General features: G+C 63.0%; 14 protein-coding genes. 5 read left to right on the forward strand and 9 right to left on the reverse strand.

All coding sequences use genetic code 11. The annotated features are described in order from the left end of the window. The first annotated feature begins 91 nt into the window (after positions 1 to 91). On the forward strand, positions 92 to 1,864 hold the full coding sequence (locus tag ABFY20_RS19765) for an AIPR family protein (protein WP_368499918.1): 1,773 nt from the start codon (positions 92 to 94) through the stop codon (positions 1,862 to 1,864). Positions 1,865 to 2,159: 295 nt separating this feature from the next. Next, positions 2,160 to 2,840 (forward strand): ion channel, encoded by a 681-nt coding sequence (locus tag ABFY20_RS19770; protein WP_368499938.1) that lies wholly within the window; start codon positions 2,160 to 2,162, stop codon positions 2,838 to 2,840. 130 nt (positions 2,841 to 2,970) lie between these two features. Here the strand turns inward: ABFY20_RS19770 and ABFY20_RS19775 are convergent, their stop codons facing one another. Continuing rightward, complete coding sequence (locus ABFY20_RS19775; protein ID WP_368499919.1) at positions 2,971 to 3,231, reverse strand: hypothetical protein; 261 nt, start codon at positions 3,229 to 3,231, stop codon at positions 2,971 to 2,973. Between the two features lie 742 nt (positions 3,232 to 3,973). On the opposite strand from ABFY20_RS19775, the gene ABFY20_RS19780 reads away from it, so the two are divergent. From ABFY20_RS19780 to ABFY20_RS19790, 3 genes are all read left to right on the forward strand, one after another. Next, entirely contained in the window at positions 3,974 to 5,113 is a 1,140-nt protein-coding gene (locus ABFY20_RS19780; protein ID WP_368499920.1) for an acyltransferase family protein, read from the forward strand. 182 nt (positions 5,114 to 5,295) lie between these two features. After that, a complete protein-coding gene (locus ABFY20_RS19785) occupies positions 5,296 to 7,356 on the forward strand; it encodes a heavy metal translocating P-type ATPase (RefSeq protein WP_368499939.1) in 2,061 nt (686 codons plus the stop codon). 26 nt (positions 7,357 to 7,382) lie between these two features. Further along, positions 7,383 to 7,712, forward strand: a complete 330-nt coding sequence (locus ABFY20_RS19790; RefSeq protein ID WP_368499921.1) for a metal-sensitive transcriptional regulator — start codon at positions 7,383 to 7,385, stop codon at positions 7,710 to 7,712. A 51-nt stretch (positions 7,713 to 7,763) separates the two neighbouring features. Here ABFY20_RS19790 and ABFY20_RS19795 read toward each other — a convergent pair whose 3' ends face one another. The 8 genes from ABFY20_RS19795 to ABFY20_RS19830 all read right to left on the reverse strand — a co-directional run bounded on the left by ABFY20_RS19795 (position 7,764) and on the right by ABFY20_RS19830 (position 15,026). Beyond that, on the reverse strand, positions 7,764 to 8,168 hold the full coding sequence (locus tag ABFY20_RS19795; protein ID WP_368499922.1) for a four-helix bundle copper-binding protein: 405 nt from the start codon (positions 8,166 to 8,168) through the stop codon (positions 7,764 to 7,766). A gap of 116 nt (positions 8,169 to 8,284) precedes the next feature. After that, complete coding sequence (locus ABFY20_RS19800) at positions 8,285 to 9,322, reverse strand: WD40/YVTN/BNR-like repeat-containing protein (protein ID WP_368499923.1); 1,038 nt, start codon at positions 9,320 to 9,322, stop codon at positions 8,285 to 8,287. Positions 9,323 to 9,560: 238 nt separating this feature from the next. Next, positions 9,561 to 10,238: a M23 family metallopeptidase gene (locus ABFY20_RS19805; RefSeq protein ID WP_368499924.1), complete on the reverse strand. Its 678-nt coding sequence runs from the start codon at positions 10,236 to 10,238 to the stop codon at positions 9,561 to 9,563. 453 nt (positions 10,239 to 10,691) lie between these two features. Further along, positions 10,692 to 11,087 carry a hypothetical protein gene (locus tag ABFY20_RS19810; protein WP_368499925.1) on the reverse strand — a complete coding sequence of 132 codons (396 nt, stop codon included), beginning with the start codon at positions 11,085 to 11,087 and terminating at the stop codon, positions 10,692 to 10,694. A 193-nt stretch (positions 11,088 to 11,280) separates the two neighbouring features. Continuing rightward, positions 11,281 to 11,874 carry a DUF305 domain-containing protein gene (locus ABFY20_RS19815; RefSeq protein ID WP_368499926.1) on the reverse strand — a complete coding sequence of 198 codons (594 nt, stop codon included), beginning with the start codon at positions 11,872 to 11,874 and terminating at the stop codon, positions 11,281 to 11,283. A gap of 85 nt (positions 11,875 to 11,959) precedes the next feature. Beyond that, positions 11,960 to 12,442 (reverse strand): DUF6153 family protein, encoded by a 483-nt coding sequence (locus ABFY20_RS19820; protein ID WP_368499927.1) that lies wholly within the window; start codon positions 12,440 to 12,442, stop codon positions 11,960 to 11,962. Positions 12,443 to 12,480: 38 nt separating this feature from the next. Further along, positions 12,481 to 14,709: a heavy metal translocating P-type ATPase gene (locus ABFY20_RS19825; RefSeq protein ID WP_368499928.1), complete on the reverse strand. Its 2,229-nt coding sequence runs from the start codon at positions 14,707 to 14,709 to the stop codon at positions 12,481 to 12,483. Continuing rightward, positions 14,709 to 15,026: a heavy-metal-associated domain-containing protein gene (locus tag ABFY20_RS19830; RefSeq protein ID WP_368499929.1), complete on the reverse strand. Its 318-nt coding sequence runs from the start codon at positions 15,024 to 15,026 to the stop codon at positions 14,709 to 14,711. The genes ABFY20_RS19825 and ABFY20_RS19830 overlap by 1 nt, the downstream gene beginning before the upstream one ends. Positions 15,027 to 15,077 lie beyond the last annotated feature (51 nt).

The following is a 15,077-nucleotide window of genomic DNA, read 5'->3' on the forward strand; positions in this document are numbered from 1 at the left end:
TCTGGCCGCACATTTGCAGATAGCCGTTCCTACCAACGCAACACGATCTAAATGGGGGACAGGCCGGGAGAATCGTCAATATATTGACTAGATGGCACTGACGCATTCTCAGGAAGTTGTGAAATTCAAGTTCGATGAGTTCAAGAAACTCCACTTCCCGAGTCTGAGCGACGGCCTGGCATTCATGCAGTACGCAACCAGCCTTGCTCTGCAGCAGTTTCAGCTGGACGAATCAGAAATCCAAGCGGGTGTCACTGAAGGACCGGACGACGGCGGAATCGACGGATTTCACATAATCGTTAACCAGACTGAGGGGGTCTCACCTGCCACTTCAGGCCTCTCCCGCCTCAAGACAGCACCCAGTGGAGTTGCCAAGAACGTTCCGTTCGACATCGTCGTGGTTCAGTCGAAATCATCGATGGACGGCGCCCTCGACGGCAAAGCTCTTCAGGAACTGCATGGCTCGCTGAACCGCATTCTTTCAAACGAGAAGCTTGAAGAGCTGCGTGCGTACCCCCTCAACGAAAAGGTAATTGGGCAGGTTGACGCCTACCGTCGGTATCGCACAAAGCTCGTCTCGCTTGACCCGATTCGCAGCTTCACTGTCTTCCTCATGCAGCCAATCGCCGACGCGAAGCTGACGCAGCCCGACAAGCGTCGGGCTGCCGATCTGAAGAAGATGATTGAGAGCCACCTCGGATCGACCACGAAGGTCGCTGTAGAGCTGCTCACAGCCGATGGAATTGAGAAGTTACGCAATGCCAGACGTGATGTGGAAGGGGTCCTCAAGTTTGCGTCCAACCCTCTAGATGAGAAGCACGGCAAAAGTAGTGCCCTCCTTGGGTTGGTGACGATTGGTGATCTACTCAGCTTCGTCCGGCGCGGCAAAACGGCCGTATTGCGGGACGAATTCTTCACGACCAACGTTCGAGAGTTTGCAGGCTCGGCTACGCCTGTAAACGCGGCCATCCGTAAGACGCTCTCGACCAACACTGATACGGCGTTCTGGTGGATGAACAACGGGGTGACCATCATCGTGGACCGGGCTTCATATCAGAGCGACAACTCTTGGCTTCTGGTAAATCCGCAGATCGTGAATGGGCTACAAACTACGAACGTCATCCACGAAGCAGCAAACGATTCCGTCATCACTATGAAACGACGAAAGGAAAGCTTGCTGGTCCGAGTCATCAGCGAGATGGACCCTAAACTGCGAGAGTCGGTTATTCAGGGAACCAATAACCAGACGCAGGTTAACAGCGTCCAGCTCTACGCGAACGACGAGCGCCAGCTCGAAATTGAGAGCTTCCTGGAGACGAAAAGCTGGTTCTACGAACGGCGCCGTTGGCAGTACCGGAATCGCAAGGTGTCGCGTTCTCGCATTCGGTCGATTCTTGAGCTCGCCCAGGTCATCATCGCTGCAGTCTTGCTCGAACCGGAGACAGCCCGTGCGCGGCCACGTGATCGCCTTAAGACAGAAGCGGGCTACAAGAGAGTGTTTCCCGAGGGGGCTGACTTGTCGGTGTACTCCACCTTGCTCGAGGCACAGCTCGAGGTGGAGAAGTACTTGACGACGCCTGCCGCGCTGGCCATCTCAAACGATCCGACGAATGACCGTTTCTTTCTTCTCGCAGGCGCAGCGCTCAGAGCATCTGGGGTGAAAGCAAAGGCGGACTACACAGCTGTGGTGATCAAGACCCGTGTGCAGGTGCCTACGGCGGATGTACTCGAAGAGGTTCATAAGCGCCTATACAAGCTTGTGGGCCCATCTGCCGAGAAAAAAGAGCGCGACAAGTTGTTCAAGAGTGCCGCTCTTCGCGACCAGCTCATTGCCGACATTTTGGCTTGGAACGCGAAATCTTGAACAATTGCGGCTTACGGGTGACGGCTTGACGGTCAGGAACGTATGTCGGCGACACATCGGGAGGCGGGTCGCTCGTCTTAATAGAGGCCATCGCCCACTCATGATTTATCGAACTATCGTGATATATCGCTGATAATGTTCGTTATGTCAATAGCGGCGGATCGGCCCTCCGCCGGATAGCTGGTTGCCGAGGTCGCGCAGGAACTCCCCCAGCTCGTGTCGGCGTCTGCACCAGAGTCGAATTCGCCCAGCCACGCGTGTCGATAGTGTGGTCAGGGAGAGACGGGGGTGGGTGATGGTTCGCGCAACGCGGTTGGTGCGCCGGTTCGGGTACTGGTTGGTGCTGCTGTTGGCCGCGGTGTCATACGTTCTCTGTGCCGCGCAGCAGGGCCCGAATCCGAACCCTGTGGCGTTCATCGCCCAACTCGCGATGGTCGCCGTGGCACTGTGGATGGCCGAGGTCCCTCGCGTCCTTTTGCGGGCGTGCTGGGCAGTGTTGGCTTTCGCCGTTGTGACGGTGATCGTGGCGGAGTTCGCCGGCCTGCAAGGCCATGTTCTTGATGTGATTCTTTCGGCTGCGTCGGCGCTTGCGTGTCTGATTACGCCGACTGCGATCATCGCTCACCGGGTGCGCCAGCAGACACCGGGGATGCAGAATCTGCTCGCGGCGGTCACAGCGTATGTGACGATCGGGATGCTGTTCACATTCGTTTACAACTTCATCGCGTTGCTCTCGCCGTCGCCCGTGATTGCCGGAGAGACTGGCGACACCCTGCGCGGGCAGCTGTTCTACTCGTTCAGCACCTTGACGACCATCGGCTACGGCAACCTCGTGCCGCTTGGCCCCCTGATGGAGACACTCACCGTGACGCAAGCTATCACCGGGCAGCTGTTCGTCGTGATCGCGATCGCCGGCATGGTCACCCTCCGGACCAGCCGGAAGACTGAGACACCATCGAAAGAACCATCCGAGTGACAGCCACCGCCACCGCCGACTCGCTCGACGGACGGCTTTCCGGTTCGAGGCGCCGCTCGAGACCGCCTTTGGAATTGGCGTGTTTGTGCACCTGGTCGATTCCCATCACACTCATGTCAATAGCGAGGGTTTAGCCCTCCGCGGTCGGCCGAGCAGCGAGGTCGCGCAGGAACTCTCCCCAGCGGGTATCGGCGTCGGCGCCGGAGTCGAATTGCCCTAGCCAGGCGTCGAACGCCGGCGTGCCCACGAGCTTGATCTCGACCCGCAGGATGTGGTGGGTGCCATCCCGGTGGACTTTCGGAACGAGCGACACGATGTGCTCGGGATTGATCCACATTCGGGCGCTGCCGGGTGGTCCGTCCCTGTCGGGTAGCGGGACGAAGCGCGGCATAGGCCAACTGTGCCCTTAGATCGAGCATCGTCGCAACGTGTGGCCCCGTCGCATCGCCCAACGGGTGAGTACGTAACCGCGTCGATGGACCCGTCTGACCTTCTCGCCCTTGGCGTGTTTATCACTGGGAATGTGGTCAGAGTCGCCGCTTGAATTTCGCGGGCCGGTGCCCTCGGGTGAAGATCAAATGACGGTTGGAGGTGGGATGCGCGGTCTTTCGCGACGACGCGCGCGCCCACTCGGCCTACTTTTGTTGCTCACGACCGCCCTTTCGCTGATCATTTCGGCCGCTCTGGTACACGTCGTTCCGCCTCACACTCCCGATGGCGCCAGCCACGTGACATGGGTGAGTGATCCCTCCGTTGCGCAGACAGCAGAGAAGGTGGCGCCGGAAGGCGAGTTGCCGGCGCCGCACGAGCACTTCGACGTTGACCACGATGGAACGATCTCCCCGCGGATGGATGACGGAGCGGGAGTTGCCGATCTCCCGGACGCGGCCCGGAGCGTGCCACCTCTTATTCCATTCGCGCACGCGGCTCGACTGTCCCAGCGAACGATCGCTGGCCCTTCCCTGATCTCACTTTCGATCAGCCGCACCTAGACCCAAAGTTCATCGGCCGCCCTATTGGGCACCACCACGCGGTGAGCCGGCGTTGCCAGAAGGCATGCGCCCTGCTCGCACCGCGTCCTGAGCGCGACTTCGCTGTCGCCGCTTTCTGAACTTTGGATCGAAGGACTTTCCATGCTTTCCGCGCGCGGCGCGCTGCCGCAACCACATCGTCAGCCACACCCCATCACTCCCCCGAACCACTCACGAATACCATCTCTTGACGGATTACGGGCGTTGGCCGTGCTCGTCGTATTTGTCGGGCACGGCCGCACCGACCAGGGCCAGTGGCCGGGGTATGCCGGCGTGACTGTCTTCTTCTTCCTCAGCGGTTTTCTCATCACCACGTTGCTCCGACGCGAGTTAGAGAACACGGGAACTGTCTCACTGAGACGGTTCTATTTGCGTCGCACGTTCCGCATCCTCCCGGCCACCTACTTCGCGATCGCGCTGTCTCTCGCCTTGGCTGCCATAGGCGCCGTCCCCTCGTCTGTGAGCGGGTGGGGCGTCCTGGCAGAAGTGCTCAACTACACGAACTATTACATCGTCGCGAACGGGTATCAGAGCCTTCCGCCTGAAACGAGTCAGATGTGGTCACTGGCCGTCGAGGAGCAGTACTACCTCGTGGTCCCAGTGGCTCTACTGCTTGCATATCGGCTGGGAGCTCCACGCCGATGGGTGGGCTGGTCTCTTGTGACCCTGGCGCTTCTGACCGCGGTGTGGCGGATCAAACTCGGTATGAGCGGCGCAGGCTTCGATCGGCTCTACTTCTCGACCGACACGCGCATTGACAGCATCCTCTGGGGCGCAGCATTCGCGCTGTTACTGAATCCCGTGATGGGCGACGTCTCGCGGATCGGCCGACGAGCCCAACGGTGGATATCGCGGCACCTCGCCGGGATCGCGATCGGCGCTACGGCAACCTTCGTTGTCACTGCAGCGATCCCAATGCTCTCGTTTCGGCTGAGTATCGCTACCACCTTGCAGTGCATCAGCCTGGTCCCGATCTTCTGGTTCCTCATCACCCGACCGTCGAGTGCGATTGGGCGCTTCCTGAACAGCAGACCCCTTGTTCGCTTGGGCGTTCTCTCCTTCTCGTTCTACCTTCTCCACAAGATGGTGCTAGCTGTCGTGACGCCCCTCTTCGACGCGCCCATTGTGACTGACGCGCTCTCCTTGGCGGGCTCGATCGCAGCCGCGCAACTGGTTTTCTGGGCCGTCGAGCGCCCCTTTACCCGACTCCGAGCCCGACTCGAGCGGAAATTCCTTCCGTAGATGCGTCAGTGCACTGCACCTTGCGGGGAATAAGAAGAGCACCATGACCCTTTTACCTACTACCCCTAGGGGGTATATTGATTTGGGAACGAGGAGACGACATGGATAACCACGCGGGTCACCGAACTCCGACCTCACAGCAGCATCCTGAGCCGGCGGAGGCTCTGCCGACGGAGCATCACATGACGGGTGGCCATTCTGGTCACTCTGGTGGTGGCCATCACGGCGATCACGTGGGTCAGTTCCGACGCTTGTTCTGGATCATGCTCGCGATCGCGGTGCCCGTGGTGCTCTTTTCGCCGATGTTCGCGATGATCATCGGGTACTCGTTGCCCGATGCTGCGTGGGTCGCGTGGGTGTCACCGGCGCTGGGAACGGTGATGTATGTCTGGGGTGGCCGCCCGTTCTTGACCGGTGCGGTGAGCGAGCTGCGTGCGTTGAAGCCGGGCATGATGTTGCTGATCGCTCTGGCGATCACCGTGGCGTTCTTCGCGTCATGGGGTGCATCCCTGGGGCTCGTCGACCACGAACTCGACTTCTGGTGGGAGCTGGCGCTCCTGATCGTCATCATGCTGCTCGGCCACTGGATTGAGATGCGGTCACTCGCTCAGACCACCTCCGCACTGGATTCGCTTGCCGCGCTACTGCCGGATGAAGCAGAGCGCGTCGAAGGCGAGTCCACCGTAACGGTCGCTCCCAGCGAGCTGCAGCTCGGAGACGTCGTCATCGTTCGTCCTGGCGGGCGCGTGCCGGCCGACGGCAAGATCGTGTCGGGGTCAGCGAGCATGGATGAATCCATGATCACCGGCGAGTCCCGACCGGTTCGGAAAGGCGAAGGTGACCAGGTGGTCGCCGGCACCGTCGCGACCGACTCCGGGGTTCGGGTGGAGATCACGGCCGTCGGGGACAACACAACCTTGGCCGGCATCCAACGCCTGGTCACGGACGCACAGAACTCCTCCTCCCGCGCTCAGCGCATCGCCGATAGGGCCGCAGGCTGGTTGTTCTGGTTCGCGCTCGGCGCCGGCGTCATCACGGCGCTTGTCTGGTCCGCGATCGGCCTTCCTGACGAGGCCGTGGTCAGGACGATCACCGTTCTTGTGATCGCCTGCCCCCACGCTCTCGGCCTCGCGATTCCGCTGGTGGTCTCGATCGCGACCGAACGGGCCGCGCGTGGGGGCGTCCTGATCAAGGATCGGCTGGCGTTGGAGAGCATGCGCACGGTCAACACGGTGCTGTTCGACAAGACCGGCACGCTGACTAAAGGCGAGCCGACGATAACCGCGGTCGAGGCTGCCGCAGGGTTCACGGACGATGACGTGTTGGCGTTGGCGGCCGCGGCGGAGGGCGACTCGGAGCACCCGCTTGCTCGCGCGATCGTCCGCGCCGCTGCATCCCGCAACCTCACGGTACGCGCGGCAACGGACTTCGCCTCGTCACCGGCGGTCGGGGTGAGTGCGACCGTTGACGGCCGCTCGATCCAGGTCGGTGGACCGAGTCTGCTGGCGCTGGAAAACCAGGGTGAGCTGAGCGTGGCCGATTCGTGGCGGGAAGACGGCGCGATCATCTTGCACGTCCTGTCCGACGGCGTGGTGGCTGGTGCTCTGAAATTGGCCGACGAGGTGCGGGAGGAGTCGCGGCAGGCCGTTGAGGCTTTGCGCGCTCAGGGCGTGCAGGTCGTCATGATCACCGGCGATGCTGAGGCAGTCGCTCAATCGGTTGCCGCTGAGCTGGGCATTGAGCGTTTCTTCGCGGGTGTGCGGCCGGAAGATAAGGCCGACAAGGTGAAGGAGCTGCAGGCAGAGAACCGGCATGTGGCAATGGTCGGGGACGGTGTCAATGACGCTCCGGCGTTGGCTCAGGCCGATGTTGGCATCGCGATCGGTGCTGGCACGGACGTGGCGATCGCATCGGCGGGCGTCATCCTTGCAAGCGATGACCCTCGCTCGGTGCTGAGCGTGATCGAGCTTTCCCGCGCCAGCTATCGGAAGATGAAGCAGAACCTGTGGTGGGCGGCGGGTTACAACCTGATCTCCGTGCCTCTGGCGGCAGGCGTGCTCGCTCCGATCGGGTTCGTACTGCCGATGTCGGTGGGGGCGATCTTGATGTCGTTGTCTACGATCGTGGTGGCGTTGAATGCTCAACTGCTGCGACGGCTGCAGCTCGATCCCGCAACAAGCACCCGTGCTGCCCTTGACCATTCCCGCTCCGAAACGCGAACCGCTGACGCGGTCACACGATGACGACCGGTTTTAGGAAGAAGAACTCCATGACAGACATTTCCCCGGCGCACGAGAAGACCGATGATGGTTCAGCCCACCACGGGTACATCACCGATAAGGACAAGTACCTGGCGCGGCTGAAACGGATCGAAGGTCAAGCGCGGGGCATCGCACGCATGGTCGACGATGAGAAATACTGCATCGACATCCTGACCCAGATATCAGCGCTGACGTCTGCGCTGGAAAGTGTGGCGCTCGGATTGCTGGACGACCACCTGAAGCATTGCGTTGTGGACGCTGTGCAGGTCGGCGGCTCCGAAGGGGAAGCGAAGATCAAAGAGGCTTCGGACGCGATCGCCCGGCTCGTGCGCTCCTAGCGCTTCTCCCAGGTAGCGCGGCCCACGCTGCGCTGAGCGATGACCTAATCGTTAGAGGGTGGCGAGGAGGTCAGCGCATGCTTTCTCGCAGCGTCGGCAGGCCTCTGCGCAGACTCGGCAGTGTTCGTGCATGTGGGAGTGCTTCTCGCATTCCTCGGCGCAGCTCGAGCATGCCGTCCGGCATGCTTCGACGATCGCCCGCATCGTCGCTGCGTCAGGGGCTGTCTGCCGGGACAGGATGGTGGCGGTGGTAGCGCAGATATCGGCGCAGCCCAGGTCGGTGCGGATGCACGCGACGAGGTCGCTGACCATGTCTTCGGCGAGGCAGGCGTCCGCGCACGCCGTGCACGCTTGGGAGCACTCTAGACAGGCGGCGATGCATTCGACGAGCGCAGCCGTGTCGGCAGCCGCGAGCGGCTTCGGGTAAGCGTTCAGCATTTCCTCGATCACGGACATGATTTCTCCTTCGCTAGTAGGGGTGGAGCATGGATTTGTTCTGACGGTACGCCGCCGGCTGAGTCGAGCCCATGGACGTGTGTCGAGATGCACGGGGCGGGCTGGTGTGGGTCGATCTATGGCGTTTCCGCGAGAGGAACGAGGGTGACACCGAGGTCGGGGGTGGCGAAGACGCCGCGGTCGTCGCTGAACAGCAGCCACGGTTCGGAGCCGCCGACGAAGCTGAGCGCTTGCGGTTCGCCGGTGACGGTGCCGCCCTGGGCCCAGCCCGCTCCATCGTTGCCCCAAATGGTTCCGGCGGTGTCGACTCCGACGTATCCGGTGTCGGTGTGGTCGATCAAGAACAGGGGCGGCGCGTCGGGGACCGTGGTGAAGGTGCGCGCGATGTCATCGCTGACCTGGAGGCCGGCCGCGGTGGTCGCGTAGATCCGGTCGGGGTTGGTGGGGTCGATGGCGAGATCGCGGAGGTCAAGGGCAGCACCCGGCGTCCACGTACTCCCCGAGTCATCGCTGGTGAGGATCACACCTTTCGTGGCGTCATAGCCGTAGACACGCAGCGCCCCGGTGGGCAGAGCGGTGGCGGCGATATCGTGAAAATCGGTCTCACCGGTGAGCGCGACAGACGTCCAGTCTTTCGCCGCGTTCTCGCTGGTGATGAATCCCAGGTTGGCGGGCGCTGTGGGGTCTGTCTCAGGATCGGGGTGGCCCGAGCCCAGGAGCAGGCCGCCGTCGACGACGAGGAACCCCATAGTGTCCTGCCGTCGATCACCGATCAGCTCGGGAACATCACCGGGCGGGCCGACAAGGCTTCCCGATCCGAAACTCGACGGGAGCCGACCGGTGGGGAGTTCCCATACCCCGTTGTGGGTGGCGGCAAACACGATCCCTGTGCTCGTGTCGTATCCGAGCCCGTGCGTGTGTCCGAACTCGACCGCTTCCGGCGCGGCGGGCGGGGTCTGGCTGCTGCAGCCGGCGAGGGTGCCCATGCCGACGATCACGGTGGTGAGGGCGGTGAGTATGCGAGTCGTGGTTCTCAATAGGTTTGTCCTGGTCGTCGGGTGGGCCGCCCGCTGCGGCGGCGTCGAATGATCGAGATGGCGATGGCGATGGCGACCGCTAGGACGGGAAGCGCGATCACGGTGATTGTCAGCCATGCGACCTCGCTTCCGTCCCCGTTGTGGCTTCCGGGGGCCGGTGTCGGGTCGTCCTGAGCCTGCTGGTAGCCGATCTCCACAACCTCTACCGCGACGTGGTGGCCGCTGTTGATCGTGGGAACGTGTGCCTCGGCGAGCTGCACGGGAAGGGTCGTGAGGAACACTGCGCCCGTCAACACGACCGCGGCGATGAGCGTCTTCATGCGCTGTCTCATCCGGCAACCGGGTCCGTGGGCGCTCATGGCAGCACGTGGCTCGTCATCCACGGAAACGGGTCGATGGGCGTGCCGTCGAGATGGATTTCGAAATGCAGGTGCGCGCCCGTGCTGGTGCCGGTGTTGCCGACATTCCCGACTTGCTGGCCAACGGTGACGACTTGGCCTTCGGTGAGCTGCAGCGACCCTTCGAGCATGTGGCCGTAAACGCTCGTGATCCGCTGACCGTCGATGACGTGCTCGATCTCGGCGTAGACGCCGAGCCCTCCCCCATCTGTCGCTTGGGCGACGGTGACAACCCCATCGGCCACAACCTGGATCGGTGTGCCCTGGCCGGGATTCATGTCCATGCCCTTGTGGTAGCTGGAGCAGCCCCCACACGGCGCGGAACGTGGCCCGAACCCGTCGCTGATCGGAACCCCGGTGGTGAAGGGCCATTGGATCGGTGACAGCGGATTGTTGGTAAAGGTGTCGGCTGTGCGCGCGAATGCGTTGGAGGTGGCAGGGACGACGACGGGAGGCGGAGGCGGAGGCGCTTCTGTCACGGAGTATCCGTCTCGCAGCACAGATGCGATTGAGCCGGTGGCGACGAGCGTTTGAGTCACCGTGTCGTCAGCGGAGAACAGGAGAGCCCCGTCGCCGCTGGGTGCGGCTGCGGCGGGGATGGCGACGGTGACCGCGAGCAGACCGACGAAGGTCATTGCGATGGTCGCTTGGGTGCGGCGTAACCGGCCGGCCGGCCGGCGTCGGGAGACTCGTTCGAGTCCTGCTCCCCCAGCCGTGCGTACCTCCGGGGCGACGGCCGCGGCTGCGAGAGGCACCGGCCGGAGCTCTGGCAGCACCGCCGCCGCGGGCAGCTCGTCAACGGCTGGGGTAGTCGGCGGTTGGTCGCGGAGGTCACGCCGTCGGACGGGGGGCTGGTCTGACGGAGCGGGTTCGCGGAGGTCACGGCGCCGCGGGAACGGGGTGGCGGGCTGTTCCGACGGGATGCGGAGTGACCGGCGGCTGGGATATGCGGAGGGTGAGGGAGTGGGGGTAGTCAAGAGCACTTTTCGATCAGGAGAAGAAGACGCAAGCGCCTCCGCCGCCGCGCGGGCGTGCGGAATCGCTGAGGAACCTCCTGGCGGAGGTTGAAGCCGGAAGAGTCCTGAGTTCTAAGTTCTGCTGATGCCGAGCGCGAGCGGGGGTAGCGTCATCGTCCATGGGATCGCGGCCGATGGCGGAGCGATCACCCATTGGCCCCGCTCCATGAGTCGCGCGAACCAGCCGGGCTTGTGCAGGCCGATCACGACGACGAGCATCAGCAGCAGCAAGGCGGCGCCGGCTGAGGGCGTCACGGTCCCGAGCGCGCATCCCTCGCAGTTCGCGAGCAGCCCAGCGGCGCCCGCCGGGGACTCCTCATCCGGCGCGGTGAGCGTCACCTCTTGCGAGACGACGTGGTCATGTTCACCGGAGATGCCCTGGTGTGAATGGCTGACCGTCGAGTGCAGCGTCAATAGCCCGAGGAAGGCGCCGACGACCGCTACGAGGATGAGGAGGAACCGGCCCATGATGGAGAACAGCGAGGGGGCGGGTGTCGCGGAGTGCGTGATCTCGTCCCTTCTCGTGGTTCGGCGGGGCCATGACATACCGCCCTAGGGTAACGGTTTGATTACGGAGAACCAACCCAGCGTCCCTCTCCATGGCGGGCGGGAGCCGCCGCCCGACCCAAGAAAGAGTGGCCGGGCGGCGATTCGGACAGTCCTACTGGGAGTCGAGCATCGACTGCATTTCGTTGATCTCGGCGGTCTGATCGGTGACAATCTTCTTGGCGAGTGTTACGGCGTCGGCATTTTGACCGGCGTCGACTTCGGTCTGAGCCATCTCGATCGCGCCCTGGTGGTGCATGATCATCTGCTCGAGGAAAAGCTTTCCGGCGTCAGCTCCAGAGGCCTTCTCGAGGGCGGCCATATCGCCTTCGCTCATCATCCCGTCGCTGCCGTGATCCATCCCCGACATGCTGTCGGCGGATGCACCCCAAGTGGTCAGCCACTCAGTCATAGTGTCGATCTCAGGCTGTTGGGCCGCTTTGATCTTCTCGGCCAGCGCCGTGGTGTCGGGATCGACGTCGGATTTGGCCAGGAGCGTGTCGGACATCTCGATTGCCTGCTCATGGTGAGCGATCATCATCTGGGCGAACGTTACGTCCTGGTCATTGAACGAGCCTGTTTCGGCAGCCGCCGAGCTGGTGGCAGATGATCCACCGTGGTCCATTCCGGACATGCCTCCGGAACCGGAACAGCCGGCGAGGGTGAGAGCGGCGGCGAGCGTGCCAGCGATGACGAAGGTGGTGCGCATGCGAAGCATGAAAGTGATCCAATCTATTCGAGTAAGTGATTCGGTGCAGTGCGCGGCGTCGCGAAGGCGAGCGCCCCAGCAGGAATCAGGTTCGACTGATGGATAACTTCGTCAGGTCAGGGGGATCTCGGAAATCAGACGTCCCGGCGGCTGGAATGGCGCGGCGGTTGATGATGAGCTGTCGGATCACCGAAGTCGTCGCGCTGTCGCGTATAAGCAGCGTGAGCGTCACCAGGCCACCGAGGAGCAGTGCAAGTACGCAGACCATCCCGACCATGTCGTGAGCGGGCGAGCACTCTCCCGAGCAGACACCCTCGCTCGCCGATGCCGATGCCGACGCCGACGCTGCGTCGTGGGCCATGACGTGAGAATTTGCTCCGGGTTCAGCCTCGTGATGGGCCGTCGTCATGGCGACCGCTGAGGGCTCGCCGTGGCCGGAGGGGGTTGATGACATGGTGTGCATCGCGAGAAGCCCCACGATCACCGCGACAACCACGCCGATCGCGAAAAGGCTCCTGTGGATGATCTCCGAGCGTGACGGGAGGTCGCGAATCCCTTCAGTAGTCATCCGTTCTCCCCTCCTGCCACGTTGCACCGTACCGACATCTACCGCGATAGCGCTGAGAACGACCTCGGGTTGAACCCGCGCAACCGCAGACTGTTCGAGACAACAAAGATCGACGAGAGCGCCATAGCGGCCCCCGCAACCAACGGGTTCAGGAGCCCCAGCATGGCGACGGGGATGGCCGCGACGTTGTACGCGAACGCCCAGAACAGGTTGCCTTTGATGATTCCCAGGGTGCGTCGGGCAAGCCTTACCGCGTCGGCGGCCGCGACCAGGTCGTTCCGCATGATCGTGATATCCGCAGCTTCGATGGCAGCGTCAGTTCCTGTTCCCATTGCGATGCCAAGGTCGGCTGCGGCAAGCGCTGCAGCGTCATTGATCCCGTCTCCGACCATCGCGACCGTATGTCCGCGGCCCTGGAGCTCGCGGATGACATCCAGCTTGCCCTGAGGCGTGACTCCCGACCGGATGTCGCTGATTCCCACAGCGGCCCCGACCAGGCGCGCAGCTCCCGCATTATCGCCCGTGAGAAGCACGGGGCTCAGCCCCAGCCTGCGGAACTCGGCCACAGCGGCGGCGCTTTCCGGTTTGAGGGTGTCGCCAACAAGGATGACACCCCGGGCGATTCCGTCCCACGCCACCACAATGGCCGTCTTGCCGTCTTTCTCCGCATCGTGCTGCGCTTCGCTCAGCATTGGGTCGAGTGGGATGTTCCACTGATCTGTCAGCCAATCCGCTTTGCCGGCGACTACAAGGTGGCCGTTGACGACGGCCTGTACTCCGTGCCCGCTGTGCGCCTGAAACGCCTCCGCGGCGGGGTGATTCGATTGGCCGGCGGCGATGGCACGACCAATGGGGTGTTCGGAACCGCTTTCCGCACGTGCCGCCAGGCTCATGATCTCCGCGACGTGCTCACCAGTCGCTGCGACGGTGCCATGAACCGCCATTTGCCCCGTGGTGACCGTCCCGGTCTTGTCCAAGACGATCGTGTCGATGCGTCGGGTCTGTTCGAGCACCTGCGGGCCGCGGATCAATATCCCTAGTTGCGAGCCGCGACCGGTGCCGACGAGCAACGCAGTGGGGGTAGCCAGGCCCAGCGCACACGGGCACGCGATGATAAGCGTCGCGACCGCAGCAGTGAATGCTGCTTCTACCGAACCAGCGACCAGGAGCCAGGTGATGAAGGTGGCGATGGCAAGCCCGATGACGATGGGCACGAAAATCCCTGAGACCCGGTCGGCAAGACGTTGAACGTCAGCTTTCCCGGTCTGGGCGTCCTCAACAAGCCGACTCAAACGCGCCAGCTCCGTGTCGGAGCCAACCCGCGTGACCTCGACCGTGAGCCGGCCGCCAACGTTTACGCTCGCGCCCACGACACGATCTCCGATGCCGACCTCGACGGGAACGGATTCGCCGGTCAGCATGCTGAGGTCGACGGCGGATGCCCCGTCGACAATGATCCCGTCCGTGGCGATCTTCTCGCCCGGTCGCACCACGAACTCATCCCCAGGAACCAGCGCGTCGACAGGAACTCGCACCTCGACACCCGCGCGGAGTTGAGCAGCATCCTTGGCGCCGAGCGTCAGAAGTGCGCGGAGGGCCGCGCCGGAGTCGCGTTTTGCGCGGGCTTCGAAATATCGTCCGGCGAGGATGAATACCGTGACCGCGGCTGCGACTTCGAGGTAGATCTCGTCACCGTGAGCGGACCCGAACAGTGTGAAGGACATCGTCATACCGGTGGTGCCTGCGGCACCGAAAAATAGCGCGTAGAGCGACCACCCGAAGGCGGCGAGCACGCCGACGCTGATGAGCGTGTCCATGGTGGCGGCGCCGTGCCGAGCATTGACCCAGGCGGCGCGATGGAATGGCCAAGCACCCCAGACCGCGACCGGTGCGGCGAGCATCAAGGCGAGCCACTGCCAATTCGGAAACTGCAGAGCCGGAATCATTGAAAGCACGGCCACCGGCACGGTCAATGCCGCCGAGATCAGCAAACGACGCCGCAGTCTGAGCGTTTCCGTGTCTGCCTGATCGGGCTCGTCTTCGGGTCGTGGAGGTGCGGGAAGCTGCGCGCTGTAACCTGCCGCTTCGACGACTGCGATCAGCTCCTCCGCCGACAGTTCAGCGCTGGTGCGAATTCGAGCTTTCTCCGTTGCGTAGTTCACGGTGGCTTCGACTCCGGCTACCCGGTTGAGTTTGCGTTCGATTCGATTCGCGCACGACGCACACGTCATCCCGCCGATGTCGAGTTCTACATCGGTGACAGCCATCAGTCGGCCGTCACCACCGAGTATCCCGCTTCCTCGATCGCGGCCCGCACAGCGACAACATCGAGCGGGGAATCGCTGGATACGGTTACCCGCGACTCACCCCCGACATTCAAATCGACCGCCACGGCCGCCACCCCTTCAACAGCAGAAACCTCTTCGGTCACGCTGGCAACGCAATGGGAACAGGTCATGCCGGCCACGAGAAACTCGGTTGCGACTTCGCCCTGCACCGCGACCGGTTCGGCATGCGAACCGGCGCCGCAGCTACAACCGCCGTTCGCGTCGGTGAGACCCAAATCGTTGATAGTGCTGTGCATGATGCTCCTCGATTTTGCTTGGGGCTCCTACCGGACCGTTTCGTGCGGAGT

The sequence above is a fragment of the Herbiconiux sp. A18JL235 genome (assembly GCF_040939305.1).
Taxonomy (GTDB): domain Bacteria; phylum Actinomycetota; class Actinomycetes; order Actinomycetales; family Microbacteriaceae; genus Herbiconiux.

Bases quoted from the DNA above. Each gene is read 5' to 3' on its own strand.
- ABFY20_RS19765 (WP_368499918.1), top strand. From the start codon at position 92: ATGGCACTGACGCATTCTCAGGAAGTTGTGAAATTCAAGTTCGATGAG.
- ABFY20_RS19770 (WP_368499938.1), top strand. From the start codon at position 2,160: ATGGTTCGCGCAACGCGGTTGGTGCGCCGGTTCGGGTACTGGTTGGTG.
- ABFY20_RS19775 (WP_368499919.1), bottom strand. From the start codon at position 3,231: ATGCCGCGCTTCGTCCCGCTACCCGACAGGGACGGACCACCCGGCAGC.
- ABFY20_RS19780 (WP_368499920.1), top strand. From the start codon at position 3,974: ATGCTTTCCGCGCGCGGCGCGCTGCCGCAACCACATCGTCAGCCACAC.
- ABFY20_RS19785 (WP_368499939.1), top strand. From the start codon at position 5,296: ATGACGGGTGGCCATTCTGGTCACTCTGGTGGTGGCCATCACGGCGAT.
- ABFY20_RS19790 (WP_368499921.1), top strand. From the start codon at position 7,383: ATGACAGACATTTCCCCGGCGCACGAGAAGACCGATGATGGTTCAGCC.
- ABFY20_RS19795 (WP_368499922.1), bottom strand. From the start codon at position 8,168: ATGTCCGTGATCGAGGAAATGCTGAACGCTTACCCGAAGCCGCTCGCG.
- ABFY20_RS19800 (WP_368499923.1), bottom strand. From the start codon at position 9,322: ATGGCTGACAATCACCGTGATCGCGCTTCCCGTCCTAGCGGTCGCCAT.
- ABFY20_RS19805 (WP_368499924.1), bottom strand. From the start codon at position 10,238: ATGACCTTCGTCGGTCTGCTCGCGGTCACCGTCGCCATCCCCGCCGCA.
- ABFY20_RS19810 (WP_368499925.1), bottom strand. From the start codon at position 11,087: ATGGGCCGGTTCCTCCTCATCCTCGTAGCGGTCGTCGGCGCCTTCCTC.
- ABFY20_RS19815 (WP_368499926.1), bottom strand. From the start codon at position 11,874: ATGCGCACCACCTTCGTCATCGCTGGCACGCTCGCCGCCGCTCTCACC.
- ABFY20_RS19820 (WP_368499927.1), bottom strand. From the start codon at position 12,442: ATGACTACTGAAGGGATTCGCGACCTCCCGTCACGCTCGGAGATCATC.
- ABFY20_RS19825 (WP_368499928.1), bottom strand. From the start codon at position 14,709: ATGGCTGTCACCGATGTAGAACTCGACATCGGCGGGATGACGTGTGCG.
- ABFY20_RS19830 (WP_368499929.1), bottom strand. From the start codon at position 15,026: ATGCACAGCACTATCAACGATTTGGGTCTCACCGACGCGAACGGCGGT.